This is a genomic window from Oceanobacillus sp. FSL K6-0118, assembly GCF_038006665.1.
GTDB classification, from domain to species: domain Bacteria; phylum Bacillota; class Bacilli; order Bacillales; family Amphibacillaceae; genus Oceanobacillus; species Oceanobacillus caeni.
In genome coordinates, this window is record NZ_JBBOVR010000001.1 from 206,037 (window position 1) to 222,566 (window position 16,530).

The following is a 16,530-nucleotide window of genomic DNA, read 5'->3' on the forward strand; positions in this document are numbered from 1 at the left end:
ATAACATACACTACTGAATTTGTTGTCTAATATAGAGGGAAAATATAAACCTTCTTATTTCTCTTCTTTTTAAATCCTACATTCCATTATAACGCAAAAACCCTATTTCTTTAAATGTAACATTTTGTTAACAGTATTAAATTATAATTACGCTATAAAAACAATTACATACAAAAGAAGAGGTTATATACGATTTTAGTGAAAAAATCTACTATAATATAGCTATGATTAATTTATAGAATAGGAATGAACTTCATGATTTTCTGGAACGTATTTTTAAATAGTGTAAAGCTTCCAAATAAAAAGGCCATGTTTCAACTTAATCGGGTAGGATTAGACATTGCTATCTTTTATATATTATTGATATTATTTCTTACTTCCATCCCATCGTTCATCCATCGTTTAACAGACATGGATCGTTTTGGCTCAGATATGAATTTCGTTTTTACACTTATCTACTTTTTTATTTTTTATTATCTCCCACTTACTATTATTGTATTTGGGATAATCTTTATTACATCCTATCTGGGAAAATTATTATCAAAAATACTAAATAGAAAATTACACTACTCCTTATTATGGAAAATGACTGCATTTACCATTACTATCCCATTTCTTTTATACACCATTATTTCCATATTTTTCACTGTGGATGACAGTTATTTAATGATAGCATTTATCTATTCAGCAGTTCTTCTATGTAAAATGATATTACATTATCCAAAGAGGAGAATTTAGAATAACCAATTATTAAGAAGCTAAAGGAAGATAAGAAAGTTTATATACCTTATCTACAAACAAAAACCTCTAATCAATATGATTAGAGGTTTTATTAATCAATCCGCAACATATGGCAATAAAGCCATTTGACGAGCGCGTTTGATTGCTTTTGTTAATTTACGTTGGTATTTAGCAGAAGTTCCAGTTACACGACGAGGAAGAATCTTTCCACGTTCAGAAATGAAACGTCTTAATAAATCAACGTCTTTATAATCGATGTGTGTAATTCCGTTAGCAGTAAAGTAACAAACTTTACGGCGTTTAGCACGACCACGACGAGCTGCCATGTAGAACACTCCTTCCGTTAATTTCATTCCTTCTAAAGAGCGATCCTTTAGAATGGTAAATCATCATCTGATATATCAATAGGTTCCCCATTATTACTGAATGGGTCCTCTGGTTGGTTTTGGTTTGGCTGATTTTGATTCGGTTGAAACTGATTATGATTAGGCTGAAATTGGTTCTGATTTTGATTCGGTTGAAATCCTGATGCGCTTTGTCCACCCGTAGCAGAACCTCTTGATTCTAAAAACTGTATACTTTCGGCTAGAACCTCTGTTACATATACGGTTTTACCATCCTGACCTTCATAACTACGTGTTTGTACACGCCCATCTACCCCAACCATACTTCCTTTTTTCATATAGTTAGCTAGATTCTCAGCTTGCCGGCGCCACGCAACACAGTTAATAAAGTCAGCTTCACGATTTCCTTGTTGATTCGTAAAAGGGCGATTCACTGCTAAAGTAAAGTTAGCAACAGCAACTCCAGTTGGTGTATAACGTAAATCAGGATCCCTCGTTAATCTGCCTACTAATACGACACGATTTAACATCAGAACCACTCCTTATTATTGATCATCTTCTCGAACTGCCATATGACGAATAATATCATCACTAAATTTAGCTAAACGATCGAATTCATTAACTGAATTTTCATCACCGCTAAAGTTAATTAAGACATAATATCCATCACGATAGTCTTCAATTTCATAAGCTAGGCGTTTTTTACCTACTTCTTTTACTTTTTCAATCTCCGCCCCATTGTCAGTTAAAACTGTGTTGAAACGCTCAATTAAACCTTTTTGAGCTTCCTCTTCCATGTCTGGGCGGATGATGTACATGATTTCATATTTTCTCATCCGTTACACCTCCTTTTGGTCTTAGCGGCCCTTTTTTTAAAAAAAGAGCAAGGAGCAATTTTAGATTTAATTACTCACAATAATGTATTATATCAAATTTTTTTATAAAAGACAAGCATTCGAGAGATCCTGATTTATGATACATATTATCCTTTTTATAATTAAACATTAAAGCGGAAATGTATAACATCTCCATCTTGAACGATATAATCTTTACCTTCTAAGCGTACTTTTCCTTTTTCTCTTGCATTCCCCATAGTACCTGCTTCTAGAAGGTCCTCATAAGAAACCGTTTCGGCACGAATAAAACCACGTTCAAAATCAGAATGAATAATTCCAGCTGCTTGTGGTGCTTTGATTCCTTTTCTAAAAGTCCATGCACGAACTTCTTGTTCACCTGCCGTAAAATATGTTGCAAGTCCTAATAGACTATAGGAAGCTTTAATTAATTTATCCAAGCCAGATTCACTAATCCCTAGTTCTTCTAGAAACATTTCCTTTTCTTCCTGTTCTAACTCAGATATTTCCTCTTCAATTTTCGCACAAATAACAATTACTTCTGCATTTTCTTTAGCAGCATAATCTCTTACTAATTGAACGTTTTTATTAGAATCCGCATTGGCTACTTCATCTTCACTGACATTCGCTACGTAAAGAATTGGTTTACTGGTTAATAGATGTAATCCTTTTACAATTTTCCATTGTTCTTCACCAAACTCTAATGCACGAGCAGGTTTTTCTTCTTCTAAACCTGCTTTTAATTTAGAAAGAACATCAAATTCAGCTATAGCATCTTTATCCTTTTGTTTAGCTAGCTTCTCAACACGTTGATAACGTTTGTTCACTGTTTCAAGGTCAGCTAAAATTAATTCTAGATTAATGACTTCGATATCATCAATTGGATCCACTTTACCAGATACGTGGGTAATATTTTCATCTTCAAAACAACGAACAACTTGACAAATAGCATCAACTTGACGGATATGCGAAAGAAATTGGTTTCCTAGTCCTTCTCCTTTGCTCGCACCCTTAACAATACCGGCAATATCTGTAAATTCAAATGTTGTCGGTACGGTTTTCTTTGGTTTAACTAATTCCGTTAATTTATTTAAACGCTCATCAGGAACTTCTACAATTCCTACATTCGGATCAATGGTAGCAAATGGATAATTTGCTGCTTCTGCCCCTGCTTGCGTTATTGCATTAAATAATGTTGATTTTCCTACATTCGGTAGTCCTACAATTCCTGCTGTTAATGCCATTAAAATTCCACTCCTTAAGGATTCTTTCATATAGAACGCGTTCGATAAACTAATTATAGATGATTCATACGAAGAAAGACAAATAAACAAAAAGCAAAAATAGGCATGCTACCTATACCTATTTTTGCTTTATATACCTAGTAATTTACGATTTTTAACACTTATACTATGACATTTTATCATTTTAGTTAGATATCCGTCTATCTAAAAACGATCTTTTTCTTATTCTGTTTCTGCTCTTTCTAGTACTTTTTTCATTTTCTTCGTAAACTCTCTTCTAGGAAGCATCACGCTATGACTACAACCTAAACATTTAATCCGAATATCCATGCCCATACGAATGATTCTCCATTTATTTTCTCCACATGGATGAGGCTTCTTCATTTGTACTACATCATTTAATCCGAATTCTTTTTCTACCAATTTAGCCACTCCTTTTTTCAATGAATACCATTCTCCTGCAGACATAGAAGTAAGGCTTACGTCAACATATAACGAAGCCTTACCTTCCTTAACTACTGGATCTCTATTATATTTATTATAACTTAAAATGAATAGAAATGCCTATCGATTTATTATCGTAATTTATGATTCCTATCCTTTCTCAGCCATAACGGAAATAATAGTAATCGCGTTAAAACATATAAATTTAAGATACCATACAATGGATATAAAACACTTATTAATTGAGAAAATCCAAAAGTTGTAAGAGGGACCATAAGCAAAAGGGTTACAATTACAAGTAAAGAAAATGGTTGATTAAAATTCTCCTGTATACGTGTAACAATACCTAACACTCCAGATGCAGCAGTAGTTAAAATAGCAAACCATAACATAACAGACATAAAGATTAAAATTTCAAATGGATAATCCTTTAATATGGCAAACAAAGGAATTTCATATAACAAAATTTCGTCTGCTATTTGAATAAGACTATTGTTATAAATATAAGTAATGACCCCTAGTATTAACCCACTTCCAATACTTGCAATATATATTTCCCCTTTTGTTTTGACTTTATCTCCTACTGCTCCTAGTACTGCTATTAAAGGTAAGATATTTAATGCAGTAAATGGAAATACGGTCGCCCAATTTCGTTGTTCATGCCAATGAGAAAATAATTGCAAATCTTGATCATTAATAAACTTCATTAAAATAAATAGTAACCCACCTATTAAAATCGGCATAATCAATAAATTAATAGATAGGAGTCCATTAATATTTTTCATAAATAGTAAAATTAAGACGATGACAATGATAATTATTCCCCACCATTTTGAAAAATTAAAAGCTTGTCCCGTTGCCCCACTTCCAGCAATCATAACAACGGTAACAGAGAACAAGTAGAAAAAAATCATAAAATCATAAAACTTCGTTAAACGTATTCCAACAATTTCTTTTAATACTGGTAAATATTGATTAGACTTATGATGATAACTTACATACATGATGACTGCACAGCAAATCATAAAAAAGATAGCAAATAAAAGAATAGCAAGTCCACTTTCATGACCAAAAAACTGCCATATTTCCCTCCCGGATGCATACCCTGCCCCAATTGTTGTACCGATGATCAAAAACATCCACTTTATGCCCGCTTTTATCATTTAATATCCTCCAATATTTAATAATCCATGTATAGAAAAATAAAAATTTCCGTATACTATACCAATATGATTTTGGAGGATAAGCTATGAGTCTAAAAAGACGATTTAGTAATTTTAATGAAAATTTCCGCATGTTATATACCGATCCATCGCTAAATCAAAGAATGAGTGAAAAAATCATATCTTGGATGCCGGAAATCCCCCGAGATTATGTCATCGTATGTATCGGGACAGATCGTTCCACGGGTGATTCACTAGGCCCACTAACTGGCACCTTCTTAAATGAGTTAAAGCTTAAACATATGACTGTATATGGAACATTACATCAGCCAGTGCATGCAACCAATCTCCATGAAACAATGGAAATGATTATGGAAAAGCATAAAAATCCTTACATTATTGCTATTGATGCCTGCTTAGGGAAAAATAGTTCCATTGGACATTTAATCGCTGCAAAAGGGCCACTAAAACCAGGTGCAGCATTAAATAAAACCCTCCCTCTAGTCGGCGACATGCACATTACTGCGGTTGTTAATATTGGGGGCTTTATGGAATATTCAGTCTTACAAAATACAAGACTATCATTTGTAATGGATATGGCAAAACAGTTGGCGAATGTTTTAGATTTTATTGATCAACATTTAAAACACCACTACCCAATGTCCATTGTATTAAGGAGCAATTCAGAGGAGAAACGAACAATATAAAGAAGAACTTATCGGACGTTTACAGACAGCAGAATTACCTTCATAAAAAAAGATACACGTGATGGGATATTTAACCTAACATCATGGTGTATCTTTTTAGCAGATAGAAATGTATAAAACCTTCTTTCTGCATAAGTGCAACCAACTTTTTATCTCTCTCGTTAGAATAATTGGTATATGTAAAAAATGACTACGACGGAAACGATAGCTGGAAGTAAATTTCCAATTCTTATTTGAGTGATTTTCAACATATTTAATCCAATTGCCACAATCATTAACCCTCCAACCGCAGTCAATTCCGTGATTAAACCATTTAAAAAAGCCTCTGGTAGGAATTTTTCAATTTGTGTAGCGAATAATGCAATAAATCCTTGGTATAGTACAACAGGAACAACTGAAAATATAACTCCAAATCCGAGCGTAGTAGTTAAAACTAAAGAAGTAAAACCATCTAATATCCCTTTCGTAATTAATACTTCATGATCATTTCTAATTCCGCCATCTAATGCACCAATGATACCCATAGCTCCAATACAGAAGATTAAAGTTGCTGTTACAAATCCTTGCGAAACACTTATTTTTTCATTTTTTGTTGTAAATTTACTTCCTAACCAATTCCCAAATCTATTAAGCCATTCTTCCACATTGATTAATTCTCCTAAAATACCACCTGTTAATAAACTTAGTAGAACGATAATAATTTGCTCTGTGGAAAAGGCCATCTGTAATCCTATCAAAATAATTGCTAGTCCAATTCCTTGCATAACTGTTTCTTTCATTCTTTCTGGAATTTTAGTAAAAAACAAGCCTATAATAGACCCCAGAATAATTAATCCCCCATTAACTAAAGTACCAAACAACGCCATTCTCTCAACATCCCCTATTTTTTAAAAAGATTAATTTATGAAGAACTAACACCTAAACTATTTTTTCCTTCTTATAAGAATAACAAATTGTTTCACGTGGAACAATTTATGTTTAAAAAACTTATATTCTCATATAATTTGTCGAACACTTGGAAAGCCTGGAAATTACTACTGAGCGAACACCTTAGTATGAAATGTCAATAAAGTTATTTATTTTTCGAACTAAAAATGTGCAATACACCATCCGAAAATATGGAAGGTGCATTGCACATTCACACTCCTTTTATTAAAATCTGCTATTCAAATAAGCTAAATATAATATCAGCTATATAAGTTTCCAAAAATGCCGCCATAATAATTATCGGTAAAATTAAAAGGAAGTAAATCTTTATTGTCTCTAGAACCTTCATTATTAGGGATGTTTCTACTTCGTCTGCCTTAAATACACTTCTTATTTTAACTCTAACAACTTGATTTAATTCAAATAGAACTGCAGCAAGTAAACAAAAGGCGTAAACCTCAAAAATATAATGAGGGATAGTTGAAATGATTATGCCAAGGCCTTTTTTGAAATTGGCCTTTAAAGCAATCCCAAAAAGAATTCCGGGAAGAGAAACAGTTGAAATTATATTCAAGAGATATAGAAATTGTATTGGAATTGAAGCCAAGATAAGCATTTGTAAAGGAACCATAAATCCGTTATTAACAATAAATGACCATACTTTCTTAATACCATTAGATTCTTTCACTTGATCCGGTAAATTATTTCCAATTCCTTCTGTTATTTCTTTTAAATCCGGATTGATTATGTATGTTATTACCGTTGCAACAGTTGTTAGTACTACAGCAATTATTAAAAACTTAATTGATCTTTTAAAAACAGTTTTATTAACTACATTTGGTATAGTAACCACCTCACTTAATTAATTTACCCAACCATCTGTACCTTTAATGGAATAAAAAGATTGTAGCTTTTAACAACATTATTTTAAATGAAACATCTTTATGGACATTTAACACTTAGTTGTACTTATGTAAGATAACCTTCCTAACACCAAAATAGGCTGATGTTTTACATCAGCCTTCATTCATTTCTTATTATTTTTCTAATAACTCAATAATTCTCTCAAGATCATCATCTGTATAAAATTCTATTTCAATTTTCCCTTTACGTTTTCCACGATGAATAGATACAGCTGTACCTAGATGGTCACGTAGAACAGATTCCCTTTCTGCAAGGAATATATCCTTTTTAGGATTATCCTTCTTCTTTATTGGCTGTTTTTCATTTAAAGTAGAAATTAACCTTTCAACTTGTCTAACATTTAACTTCTCACTTCTGATTTTATTAACTAAAGGAATCAACCGTTCTTTATCTTTTAAACCAAGTAATGCTCTACCATGCCCCATAGAGAGCTCTCCATTGTTAATATAAGCAACAATATTTTCTGGTAATGATAATAAGCGAACCATATTAGCAATATGGGATCTACTTTTTCCTAGTCGCTTTGACAAGTCCTCCTGGGTAATGCCTAGCTCATTCATTAAATTCGAATAAGCTTGTGCTTCCTCAATTGGTGTTAAATCCTCTCGCTGTAAATTCTCCAATAAAGCAAGCTCCATCATTTTTTCATCTGTTAGTTCTTTAACGATGGCAGGAACTTTCTTTAATCCAGCCTCTTTTGCAGCTCGGAATCGTCTTTCCCCTACTACAATTTCAAACCCTTTTATACTTTGACGTACAATAATCGGCTGAAGAATGCCGTGTTGAATGATAGACTCTTTTAACTCCTCAATAGCATCAGCATGAAACGTTTTTCTCGGCTGATACGGATTTGGCCTACACTCTTTAATAGCTATCTCCTGAACGGAAGCTTTACCTGTATCTTCGACTTCTGGGAATAATGCACTTATACCTTTACCCAACCCTTTCGCCACTAGCCACCACTTCCTTTGCTAATTCAAGATATACTTCTGCTCCTTTTGATTTTGGATCATACGTAATAATTGGTTGTCCATGACTAGGCGCTTCACCTAATCGTACATTTCTTGGAATGATAGATTGATATACTTTATCTTGAAAATACTTCTTAACCTCTTCGATTACTTGAAGCCCCAAATTTGTTCGGGCATCTAACATCGTTAGAAGTACTCCTTCAATCATTAATGATTTATTTAAATGTTTTTGAACTAACCGAATGGTATTCAATAATTGGCTTAAACCTTCCAAAGCATAATATTCACATTGAACCGGAATAATGATTGTATCTGAAGCTGTTAGAGCATTTAAAGTGAGTAAGCCTAACGAAGGAGGACAATCTATTATTATATAGTCATAAGAATCCTTTATACTTTCTAATGCTCTTTTTAAACGAATTTCCCTAGATATGACTGGAACGAGTTCAATTTCTGCACCAGCTAGTTGAATGGTAGCCGGAATTAAATCTAAATTATTTACATTAGTTGAAATGATAACATCCTCTGCTTCTACATCATCAACAAGGACATTATATATACAATGACTAACATCTGCCTTATTAACCCCTACTCCACTTGTTGCATTCCCTTGTGGATCTGTATCGATTAATAACACTTTATTTCCTAAGTGGGCAAGACATGCACTTAAATTCACCGATGAAGTTGTTTTTCCTACGCCACCTTTTTGATTAGCGATGGACATTATTTTCCCCATGTTGACACCTTCCTAAAACTATATACTGTTATTCTATCACTCTTTCTATTAAAACGGTTATATTATTTACACTTTTTTCATATCCTTATAGTTAAAGGCTGTTTGGGTATACTTTGCTAATTAGCTTTCTGCAGGCAGCTACTCTATATAAAAATCTTTACGTAGCTGAGTAATTAACTGACAAATTTATTCGGTTGAATTAGAAAATTTGGCATTCTCTATTAAGCTGGGAGAATGACATAGTTGTACTTATGCAAATCTTTACAGTGGAGGACCCCAGAAAGAAAGTTTTATACTTTCCCATCTGCCAAGTAACCACAGCCTCTTTATAAAGAATAGCCTAGTGGAAAATTATATTTCTTAATCCTATACAAATACCCACCTTATATCTGTAAGATGGGTTAGATTAGAAGTGTATAATTGCTATTTCTTTTTCGGTATTTTTACAGTTATTTGATAGTACTCATCAAATTCCTTTTCATCGGATTCTACATCCACACCAGTTTTGGTAACCATACTCAATGATTGCCGAATGGTGTTCATTGCAATACGAATATCTTTATTAATACCTTTTAGTTTCGGACGTTTCTTTTTAGGTTCTTTCGGCTCCTGCATTTTTGCAACTCGTTCTTCTGTTTGTTTCACATTCAATTCATTTTCAATAATAATTTGTAAAATTTTATTTTGTTTTTCTTCGTCTTTAAGTTTAATTAAAGCTCTAGCATGTCGTTCTGTAATTAATTTATTCAATAATGCATCTTGTACTTCTTTTGGGAGTTTTAAAAGCCGTAATTTATTAGCAATGGTAGATTGATTTTTTCCAAGCCTTTGTGCTAGCGCTTCTTGGGTTAATGAATGCATTTCTAATAATTTAGAGTATGCGAAGGCTTCCTCTATTACTGTTAATTCTTCACGTTGTAAGTTCTCAATTAAAGCAACTGAAGCCGTTTCTGTATCAGTCATTTCACGTACAATAGCAGAGATTGTTTCCCAGCCCAATGATTGGACAGCTCTCCATCTTCTCTCACCAGCAATTATTTCATATTGATCATTTTCATATTTTCTAACAACAATCGGTTGTATCATCCCATGTGTATGAATCGTTTGCGCTAATTCCTGAATTTTTTCATTATCAAAAATAGACCTCGGCTGATAACGGTTTGGTATTATATCTTTTACAGGAAGTTGAATTACTTCATCTGACTGGTAAGATTCCTCATCTATGTCTTTGGAAGATGTTTTATCGCCCAATCCAAAAAATCGATTAAAAGGATGCACCACATTTGACACCACCTTAAATTCTATAAGACTAGTTTTTATCTATGTAAAAAATTGTTTCACGTGAAACAATTTGCTTTAAATATATATAATAAAAATTCAGTATATGAAACTAATTATATACGACTAGATTGGTATTAATCTCACATTCCATTTTACCATATATAGACTTATAAAGGCATCAAAAAGTTAACATTATTAGAAAACTAGGCATTCGCCAAGTCCTTTGGCAAATACCTAGTTTTACAGAACAAAGGCGCAAGCGCCCGTTTAGCGACGTACGGACTGGACTGAGCCGTAGGAGATAAAGGAAACACGACGAACGGAGTGAGTCGATGTTGACTTATCGTACGGAGGTGAAGGAAGTCTCGCTAGTCGCTGGGCGCTGGAGCCGGACGTGGCTATTTCTGTATCTAAGTTAGCCACAGCCATACAAATTTTATAACTTCCTAGACAACAAGCAAGAAAAATTATGTTTAAATTCGTTCATTATAATGGCATTTTATTTGGTGTGCCAGGCTTTCTTGGATATTTATTTGGTGTTTTTCCTTTTTTGTGAATCAAAATGACATTTCGCTCACTTTCCTCTTCTGGAAGTAAGAATGTATGTGATTCCTCTACCTCCCCACCTAATAAGTCAATGGCTTTCTTCGCATCCGATAATTCATCTGTTGCTTGTGCGCCTTTCATTGCAATGAATTTCCCACCCTTTTTAACCAATGGTAGACAAAGTTCACTTAATACCGACATACGCGCAACAGCTCTAGCAGTAACAATATCGAATGATTCCCTATGATCCTTATTTTTCCCAAATGTTTCGGCCCGATCATGGTAAAATGCTATGTTTGTTAAGTCTAGTTGAGCTGCAAGATGATTTAAAAACCCAATACGTTTTTGTAATGAATCAACAATAGTCACCTTTATGTTTGGAAAAACAATTTTCAAAGGAATACTTGGAAAACCAGCTCCCGCTCCAACGTCACATAAAGTCTGCTCCTTAGTAAAATCATAAAAAAAGCTAGCAGAAATAGAGTCATAAAAATGTTTTAAATAAACATCTTCTTCACTTGTTAGTGCGGTTAAATTAATTTTTTCATTCCATTCCACAAGGATTTTATAATACTCGGCAAATTGATCTAGTTGTTTTTTAGTTAATTCTATTCCCTTTTCCTTTAAGGCATTTTCAAATTGTTCTGGGTTCATAGAGTAATAAACTCCTTTATTATACTAATTTGGCAGGTAGGAAAGTATAAGACTTTCTTTCTGGGGCTCCGATTACTCGCACCGACGTAAAAATCTGCAAAAGTGCAACTAAGGCATTCACCCAGCCTAATAGTGAATGCCAAGTTTTTTAAAATTTATGTTACATATGTAAAGTCGTCCATTAACCGTCTTTGGCTAATGGACAAATTCATTCTATTAATTAGCGACTCTTGCTATATTTCCTTGTTCAATATACACAAGTAAAATGGAAATATCAGCTGGGTTTACCCCTGAAATTCGTGATGCTTGACCAATAGACAATGGTTGGATTTTCTTTAGTTTTTGTCTAGCTTCTGTTGCTAAACCACTAATAGCATCATAATCAATGTTTTCTGGGATCTTCTTATCCTCCATTTTTAGCATACGTCTTACTTGGTCGATTGCCTTTTTAATATACCCTTCATATTTAATTTGAATACCTACTTGATCTTTTACTTCATTATTTAACTCAGGGTTCGACTCAATGATTCCTTCGATATTTTCATATTCGAGTTCCGGTCTCTTCAATAAATCATACGCTTTTGTCGGCTCTTTTAATGGTGATGCCCCTGCTTCACTCATCATTTGTAAGACTGTTTCGGTTGGTTTAATCGTTACTGTTTTCAAGCGAGCTTTTTCTTCCTCAATTAAACGTTTTTTGTTAAGGAATTTTTCATAGCGTTCTTCCGAAATTAAACCAATTTCATATCCTATATCTGTTAAACGTAAATCTGCATTATCATGTCTTAGCAATAAACGATATTCCGCACGAGAAGTTAATAAACGATAGGGTTCGTTCGTTCCTTTAGTAACAAGGTCATCAATCATAACCCCAATATAACCTTGTGATCTATCTAAAATAATAGGCTCTTTCTCAAATACTTTTCTAACTGCATTAATACCAGCCATAATACCTTGACCAGCTGCTTCTTCATATCCAGATGTACCATTAATTTGTCCAGCTGTAAATAGTCCGGGGATTGCCTTTGTTTCAAGTGTTGGCCATAATTGTGTTGGAACTACTGCATCATATTCAATGGCATAACCAGGACGCATGATTTCAGCATTTTCTAAACCAGGAATAGAACGGACAACCTTATGCTGAACCGCCTCTGGTAATGAGGTAGACAATCCTTGTACATAAACCTCTTCTGTGTTTCTTCCTTCAGGTTCTAAAAACACTTGATGACGAGGTTTATCATTAAAACGAACAATTTTATCTTCAATAGATGGGCAATAACGTGGACCTGTTCCTCGTTTAGCCCCTGAATACATAGCAGATAACCCTAAATTATCGTTAATAACTTGGTGAGTAAATTCATTCGTATAAGTTAACCAACATGGGATTTGTTCAACCAAATTTTCCGTTGTTTCATATGAAAAATATTTAGGATTTTCATCCCCTGGTTGAATCTCCGTTTTGGAATAATCAATCGTATGATGGTTTACACGTGGTGGAGTTCCCGTTTTAAATCTAACCAATTCCAATCCTAATGCTTCTAAATTACTTGATAATTTAAGGGATGGGCGTTGGTTGTTTGGACCACTTTCATATTCAAGGTCCCCCATCAATACTTTACCACGCATGTATGTCCCAGTAGTCAAAATAACTGCATCTGCATAATAAGCAGCATGAGTTTCTGTTATAACTCCTTTACATACCCCGTCTTCTACAATAATTTCTTCCACCATTGCCTGACGTATAGTTAAATTCTTTTCATTTTCAATTAACTTTTTCATTTCTCTACTATATAAAGCTTTATCCGCTTGTGCACGCAATGCCTGTACCGCGGGGCCCTTCCCAGTATTTAGCATACGCATTTGAATATAGGTTTTATCAATCATTTTGCCCATGATTCCACCTAGAGCATCCACTTCACGAACAACAATACCTTTTGCAGGACCCCCAATGGATGGATTACATGGCATAAAAGCGATCATATCTAAATTTAGTGTGAGCATTAATGTCTTTGCTCCCATTCGTGCTGCCGCAACACCAGCTTCTACACCAGCATGACCAGCACCTACAACGATGACATCATAACGTCCTGCATTGTATGTCATATATTTTCATCCTCTCTATAAGAATATGTTCAAAAAGTCCGGTGAAAATGACACTTCGACGTTTCTAGTTGGCAAGACACACCGTTCCCTACGTATTAACTGCATACGTTCCGGTAACGGGAGCTACGCCGCCTCGAACTGCGACGCACAGGACGTGCTAGTGTCGGCGTTGCAACAAATCTTTACGGTGGGGCGAGTAATCGGAGCCCCAGGACGTTGCGACTTTAGCCGACCTCGGTCCTTTTCATCCTCCCTTTTGAACAACCACTATTATTTTTATTTTCCTAAACAAAATTGTGAAAATAATTGATCAATCAAACTATCACTAGCTGTATCACCTATAATTTCACCAAGAAATTCCCATGTTCTTGTCACATCTATTTGAACAATATCTAAAGGCATCCCAAGTTCAATGCCCTCCATCGCATCTTCTAAGGCTTTTTTGGCTTTATTTAATAGTTGTATATGTCGAACATTTGAAACATACGTCATATCGCCAGCATCAATTTCACCAGAAAAGAACGTGTTGGCAATAGCCTTTTCCAATTCGTTAATACCTTCCTCTTGTAATAATGAGGTAGTAACCAATAGTTTACCATGAGCAAGTTCTTTAACCTGCTCCAGATCGAGTTTTTTCTCCAAGTCTGTTTTATTTACGATTACGATATATTCTAGACCTTTTACTGCTTCGAATAATCGAATATCTTCTTCAGATAGTTCTTCATTATAATTCAAAACAAATAAAATGAGATCTGATTCTTTTAATACTTGTCTTGATCGTTCCACACCAATTCTTTCAACAATATCCTCTGTTTCTCGGATACCAGCTGTGTCTATTAATCGTAATGGAACCCCTCTTACATTTACATATTCTTCTATAATATCACGGGTAGTGCCCGGAACCTCTGTAACAATTGCTTTATTTTCTTGAACAAGTGTATTCATTAAAGAAGATTTCCCTACGTTTGGTCTACCTATAATAGCAGTTCCAAGACCTTCTCGTAAAATTTTCCCTTGTTTTGCTACTTCTAAAAGCTTTTCTATTTCAGCATGAACTTCTTTCGTTTTTGTTCGCATCATTTCATGCGACATTTCTTCCACATCATCGTATTCTGGATAATCAATATTTACCTCAACATGAGCAACCGTTTCTAGTAAATCTTGTCGTAAACGTTGAATGAGACCTGATAATCTACCATCCATTTGTTTTAATGCCACATTCATTGCTTTATCTGTTTTGGCTCGAATTAAATCCATTACTGCTTCCGCCTGAGATAAGTCAATTCGTCCATTTAAAAATGCTCTTTTCGTAAACTCACCCGGTTCTGCAAGTCTAGCACCATTCGATAATAATAAATCTAAAATACGATTAACTGCCACCATACCACCATGACAATTGATTTCTACTACATCTTCGCGAGTAAATGTCTTAGGCGCATGCATGATGGAAACCATCACTTCATCCACTAATTCCTTCGTTTCCGGATTGATGATTTTCCCATAATTAATCGTATGCGAATCCACATTCAATAAATCTTTCCCCTTAAATACCTTAGCCGTTATTTGAATTGCTTCTTTCCCACTTAATCTAACAATCGCAATGGCCCCTTCACCAATTGGGGTTGAAATTGCAGTAATTGTATCTGCCTCCATCATTACCTTCACCTCCAACATTTCCTCAACACTAATCTATATTATAAAGAAAACTTCCATCAGTAGGAGTTGCCCTTCATCCCCACTGATGGTTAATTGTACTTATCGAACCTTTATGGGCAGTTGACCTACCACCTACCCTATTTCCCTAGAAACTTGAAGTGGAAGTCTTACTGCCCGTTTAAGTGGATAAACTTTAAATTTTAGTCTCTAACATAATAGGATAACACATAAATTCAAAATAATAAACTTATCCACAATAATCGGTATAAAAACAATCAATAAATATATTATCAACATGTGGATAATATTTCAGACACTTTATTATAACGCCCTATAAAAAATTATCAACCATATATTTTTCCATTAAAAAGCTCTGCAATTTTTTGCAGAGCTTTAATCTTATTTATTTAATTCGTTTTTAGCCATTTGTACCAATTCTTTAACCATGTTTCCACCAATATTTCCGCCAATCTTACCAGCATCTTTTGCTTTTATATTTCCGTTATAACCGTTGCTTAGCGGAATACCATGTTCTTTAGCAACCTCATATTTAGCTTGGTCTGGACTATTCGCTTCTGTTACTTTTGCTTTAAGTTGATCAAGGCCATTTCTAGCTTCTGGGACAAGAATTTTATTTTTCTTTGCCATTTTATCCACCTTTTCCCTATTATTGAACACCTCTTTGACAATTACTCTCTTGGTAATTTCCCATCCTTACCATCGGTTATATTATGTTCTTCTATTGATCCTTCCATATACGAATCAGAAACTTGTTCATGGGTCTCTGCCATCCCTTTTGAAAGCTGGTCATTACTATGATAATCCGAATGCTGATACGTCTTATCTCCTACTACCGATTTTGTTCTATCCTTTTTAGGCATGTCCAGTTCCTCCGTATTCTAAAATATTTAAGATGTTAGAGAGATCGTCTAATAATAAATCCATTTCCTCTTCTTTTAACATGATAGGTATTTGATCATTCACTGTGAGCATAAAGCTATCCTGTTGTTTCGCTAAATAATTACGTAATTGAATAAGCTGGGTTAAAGACAATTCAGATCCTGTTTCCATACTTTTTACTTGTGTTAAATAAAAGTTCTCATTGTCTTCAAGAAATTCCCCACTAAATATATCTCCGTTATATTGCTCCATAAAAAAAACTCCTTTTTCAATTAATCATTATGCATAGTATTAGATTTATCTCCTATTGCATTCATAATGTGAAAAAGGAATTT

At 34.1% G+C, this 16,530-nt stretch carries 19 protein-coding genes; 2 read left to right on the forward strand and 17 right to left on the reverse strand.

Annotated elements, in window-relative coordinates; all coding sequences use genetic code 11:
• Window positions 1-255 precede the first annotated feature (255 nt).
• Window positions 256-738, forward strand: coding sequence for a DUF1189 family protein (locus MHI02_RS00970; protein ID WP_047186184.1), 483 nt, complete (start codon window positions 256-258; stop codon window positions 736-738).
• Window positions 739-836: 98 nt separating this feature from the next.
• Here the strand turns inward: MHI02_RS00970 and rpsR are convergent, their stop codons facing one another.
• From rpsR to MHI02_RS01000, 6 genes are all read right to left on the reverse strand, one after another.
• Window positions 837-1,067: a 30S ribosomal protein S18 gene (gene rpsR / locus MHI02_RS00975; protein WP_047186185.1), complete on the reverse strand. Its 231-nt coding sequence runs from the start codon at window positions 1,065-1,067 to the stop codon at window positions 837-839.
• Window positions 1,068-1,114: 47 nt separating this feature from the next.
• The gene (gene ssb / locus MHI02_RS00980) at window positions 1,115-1,615 is read right to left on the reverse strand and encodes a single-stranded DNA-binding protein (RefSeq protein ID WP_047186186.1); all 501 of its coding nucleotides are present in this window, start codon (window positions 1,613-1,615) and stop codon (window positions 1,115-1,117) included.
• A 15-nt stretch (window positions 1,616-1,630) separates the two neighbouring features.
• A complete protein-coding gene (gene rpsF / locus MHI02_RS00985) occupies window positions 1,631-1,921 on the reverse strand; it encodes a 30S ribosomal protein S6 (protein ID WP_047186187.1) in 291 nt (96 codons plus the stop codon).
• Window positions 1,922-2,082: 161 nt separating this feature from the next.
• Window positions 2,083-3,183, reverse strand: a complete 1,101-nt coding sequence (gene ychF / locus MHI02_RS00990) for a redox-regulated ATPase YchF (protein WP_047186188.1) — start codon at window positions 3,181-3,183, stop codon at window positions 2,083-2,085.
• A 222-nt stretch (window positions 3,184-3,405) separates the two neighbouring features.
• On the reverse strand, window positions 3,406-3,606 hold the full coding sequence (locus MHI02_RS00995; RefSeq protein WP_047186200.1) for a DUF951 domain-containing protein: 201 nt from the start codon (window positions 3,604-3,606) through the stop codon (window positions 3,406-3,408).
• A 152-nt stretch (window positions 3,607-3,758) separates the two neighbouring features.
• A complete protein-coding gene (locus MHI02_RS01000; protein ID WP_204798089.1) occupies window positions 3,759-4,790 on the reverse strand; it encodes a YkvI family membrane protein in 1,032 nt (343 codons plus the stop codon).
• Window positions 4,791-4,876: 86 nt separating this feature from the next.
• Between MHI02_RS01000 and yyaC the strand changes: the two genes are divergently transcribed.
• Entirely contained in the window at window positions 4,877-5,497 is a 621-nt protein-coding gene (gene yyaC / locus MHI02_RS01005) for a spore protease YyaC (protein ID WP_216883791.1), read from the forward strand.
• A 161-nt stretch (window positions 5,498-5,658) separates the two neighbouring features.
• On the opposite strand, the gene MHI02_RS01010 is transcribed toward yyaC, so the two are convergent.
• The 11 genes from MHI02_RS01010 to MHI02_RS01060 form a co-directional block, all read right to left on the reverse strand.
• The gene (locus MHI02_RS01010) at window positions 5,659-6,363 is read right to left on the reverse strand and encodes a DUF554 domain-containing protein (protein ID WP_047186843.1); all 705 of its coding nucleotides are present in this window, start codon (window positions 6,361-6,363) and stop codon (window positions 5,659-5,661) included.
• A 296-nt stretch (window positions 6,364-6,659) separates the two neighbouring features.
• The gene (locus MHI02_RS01015) at window positions 6,660-7,277 is read right to left on the reverse strand and encodes a stage II sporulation protein M (protein ID WP_047186844.1); all 618 of its coding nucleotides are present in this window, start codon (window positions 7,275-7,277) and stop codon (window positions 6,660-6,662) included.
• A gap of 184 nt (window positions 7,278-7,461) precedes the next feature.
• Window positions 7,462-8,301 (reverse strand): ParB/RepB/Spo0J family partition protein, encoded by an 840-nt coding sequence (locus MHI02_RS01020; protein ID WP_047186845.1) that lies wholly within the window; start codon window positions 8,299-8,301, stop codon window positions 7,462-7,464.
• Window positions 8,282-9,055, reverse strand: coding sequence for a ParA family protein (locus MHI02_RS01025; protein WP_047186846.1), 774 nt, complete (start codon window positions 9,053-9,055; stop codon window positions 8,282-8,284). The genes MHI02_RS01020 and MHI02_RS01025 overlap by 20 nt, the downstream gene beginning before the upstream one ends.
• Before the next feature lie 423 nt (window positions 9,056-9,478).
• Window positions 9,479-10,336 carry a nucleoid occlusion protein gene (gene noc / locus MHI02_RS01030; RefSeq protein WP_047186847.1) on the reverse strand — a complete coding sequence of 286 codons (858 nt, stop codon included), beginning with the start codon at window positions 10,334-10,336 and terminating at the stop codon, window positions 9,479-9,481.
• A gap of 486 nt (window positions 10,337-10,822) precedes the next feature.
• Window positions 10,823-11,536, reverse strand: a complete 714-nt coding sequence (rsmG, locus tag MHI02_RS01035) for a 16S rRNA (guanine(527)-N(7))-methyltransferase RsmG (protein WP_047186848.1) — start codon at window positions 11,534-11,536, stop codon at window positions 10,823-10,825.
• A gap of 216 nt (window positions 11,537-11,752) precedes the next feature.
• On the reverse strand, window positions 11,753-13,639 hold the full coding sequence (gene mnmG, locus MHI02_RS01040; RefSeq protein ID WP_060668668.1) for a tRNA uridine-5-carboxymethylaminomethyl(34) synthesis enzyme MnmG: 1,887 nt from the start codon (window positions 13,637-13,639) through the stop codon (window positions 11,753-11,755).
• A 276-nt stretch (window positions 13,640-13,915) separates the two neighbouring features.
• Complete coding sequence (mnmE, locus tag MHI02_RS01045) at window positions 13,916-15,292, reverse strand: tRNA uridine-5-carboxymethylaminomethyl(34) synthesis GTPase MnmE (RefSeq protein WP_047186927.1); 1,377 nt, start codon at window positions 15,290-15,292, stop codon at window positions 13,916-13,918.
• Between the two features lie 402 nt (window positions 15,293-15,694).
• Window positions 15,695-15,943 (reverse strand): alpha/beta-type small acid-soluble spore protein, encoded by a 249-nt coding sequence (locus MHI02_RS01050; protein WP_060668667.1) that lies wholly within the window; start codon window positions 15,941-15,943, stop codon window positions 15,695-15,697.
• 41 nt (window positions 15,944-15,984) lie between these two features.
• Window positions 15,985-16,176, reverse strand: coding sequence for a YozQ family protein (locus MHI02_RS01055; protein ID WP_047186851.1), 192 nt, complete (start codon window positions 16,174-16,176; stop codon window positions 15,985-15,987).
• Window positions 16,169-16,447 (reverse strand): hypothetical protein, encoded by a 279-nt coding sequence (locus tag MHI02_RS01060; RefSeq protein WP_145524096.1) that lies wholly within the window; start codon window positions 16,445-16,447, stop codon window positions 16,169-16,171. The genes MHI02_RS01055 and MHI02_RS01060 overlap by 8 nt, the downstream gene beginning before the upstream one ends.
• Window positions 16,448-16,530 lie beyond the last annotated feature (83 nt).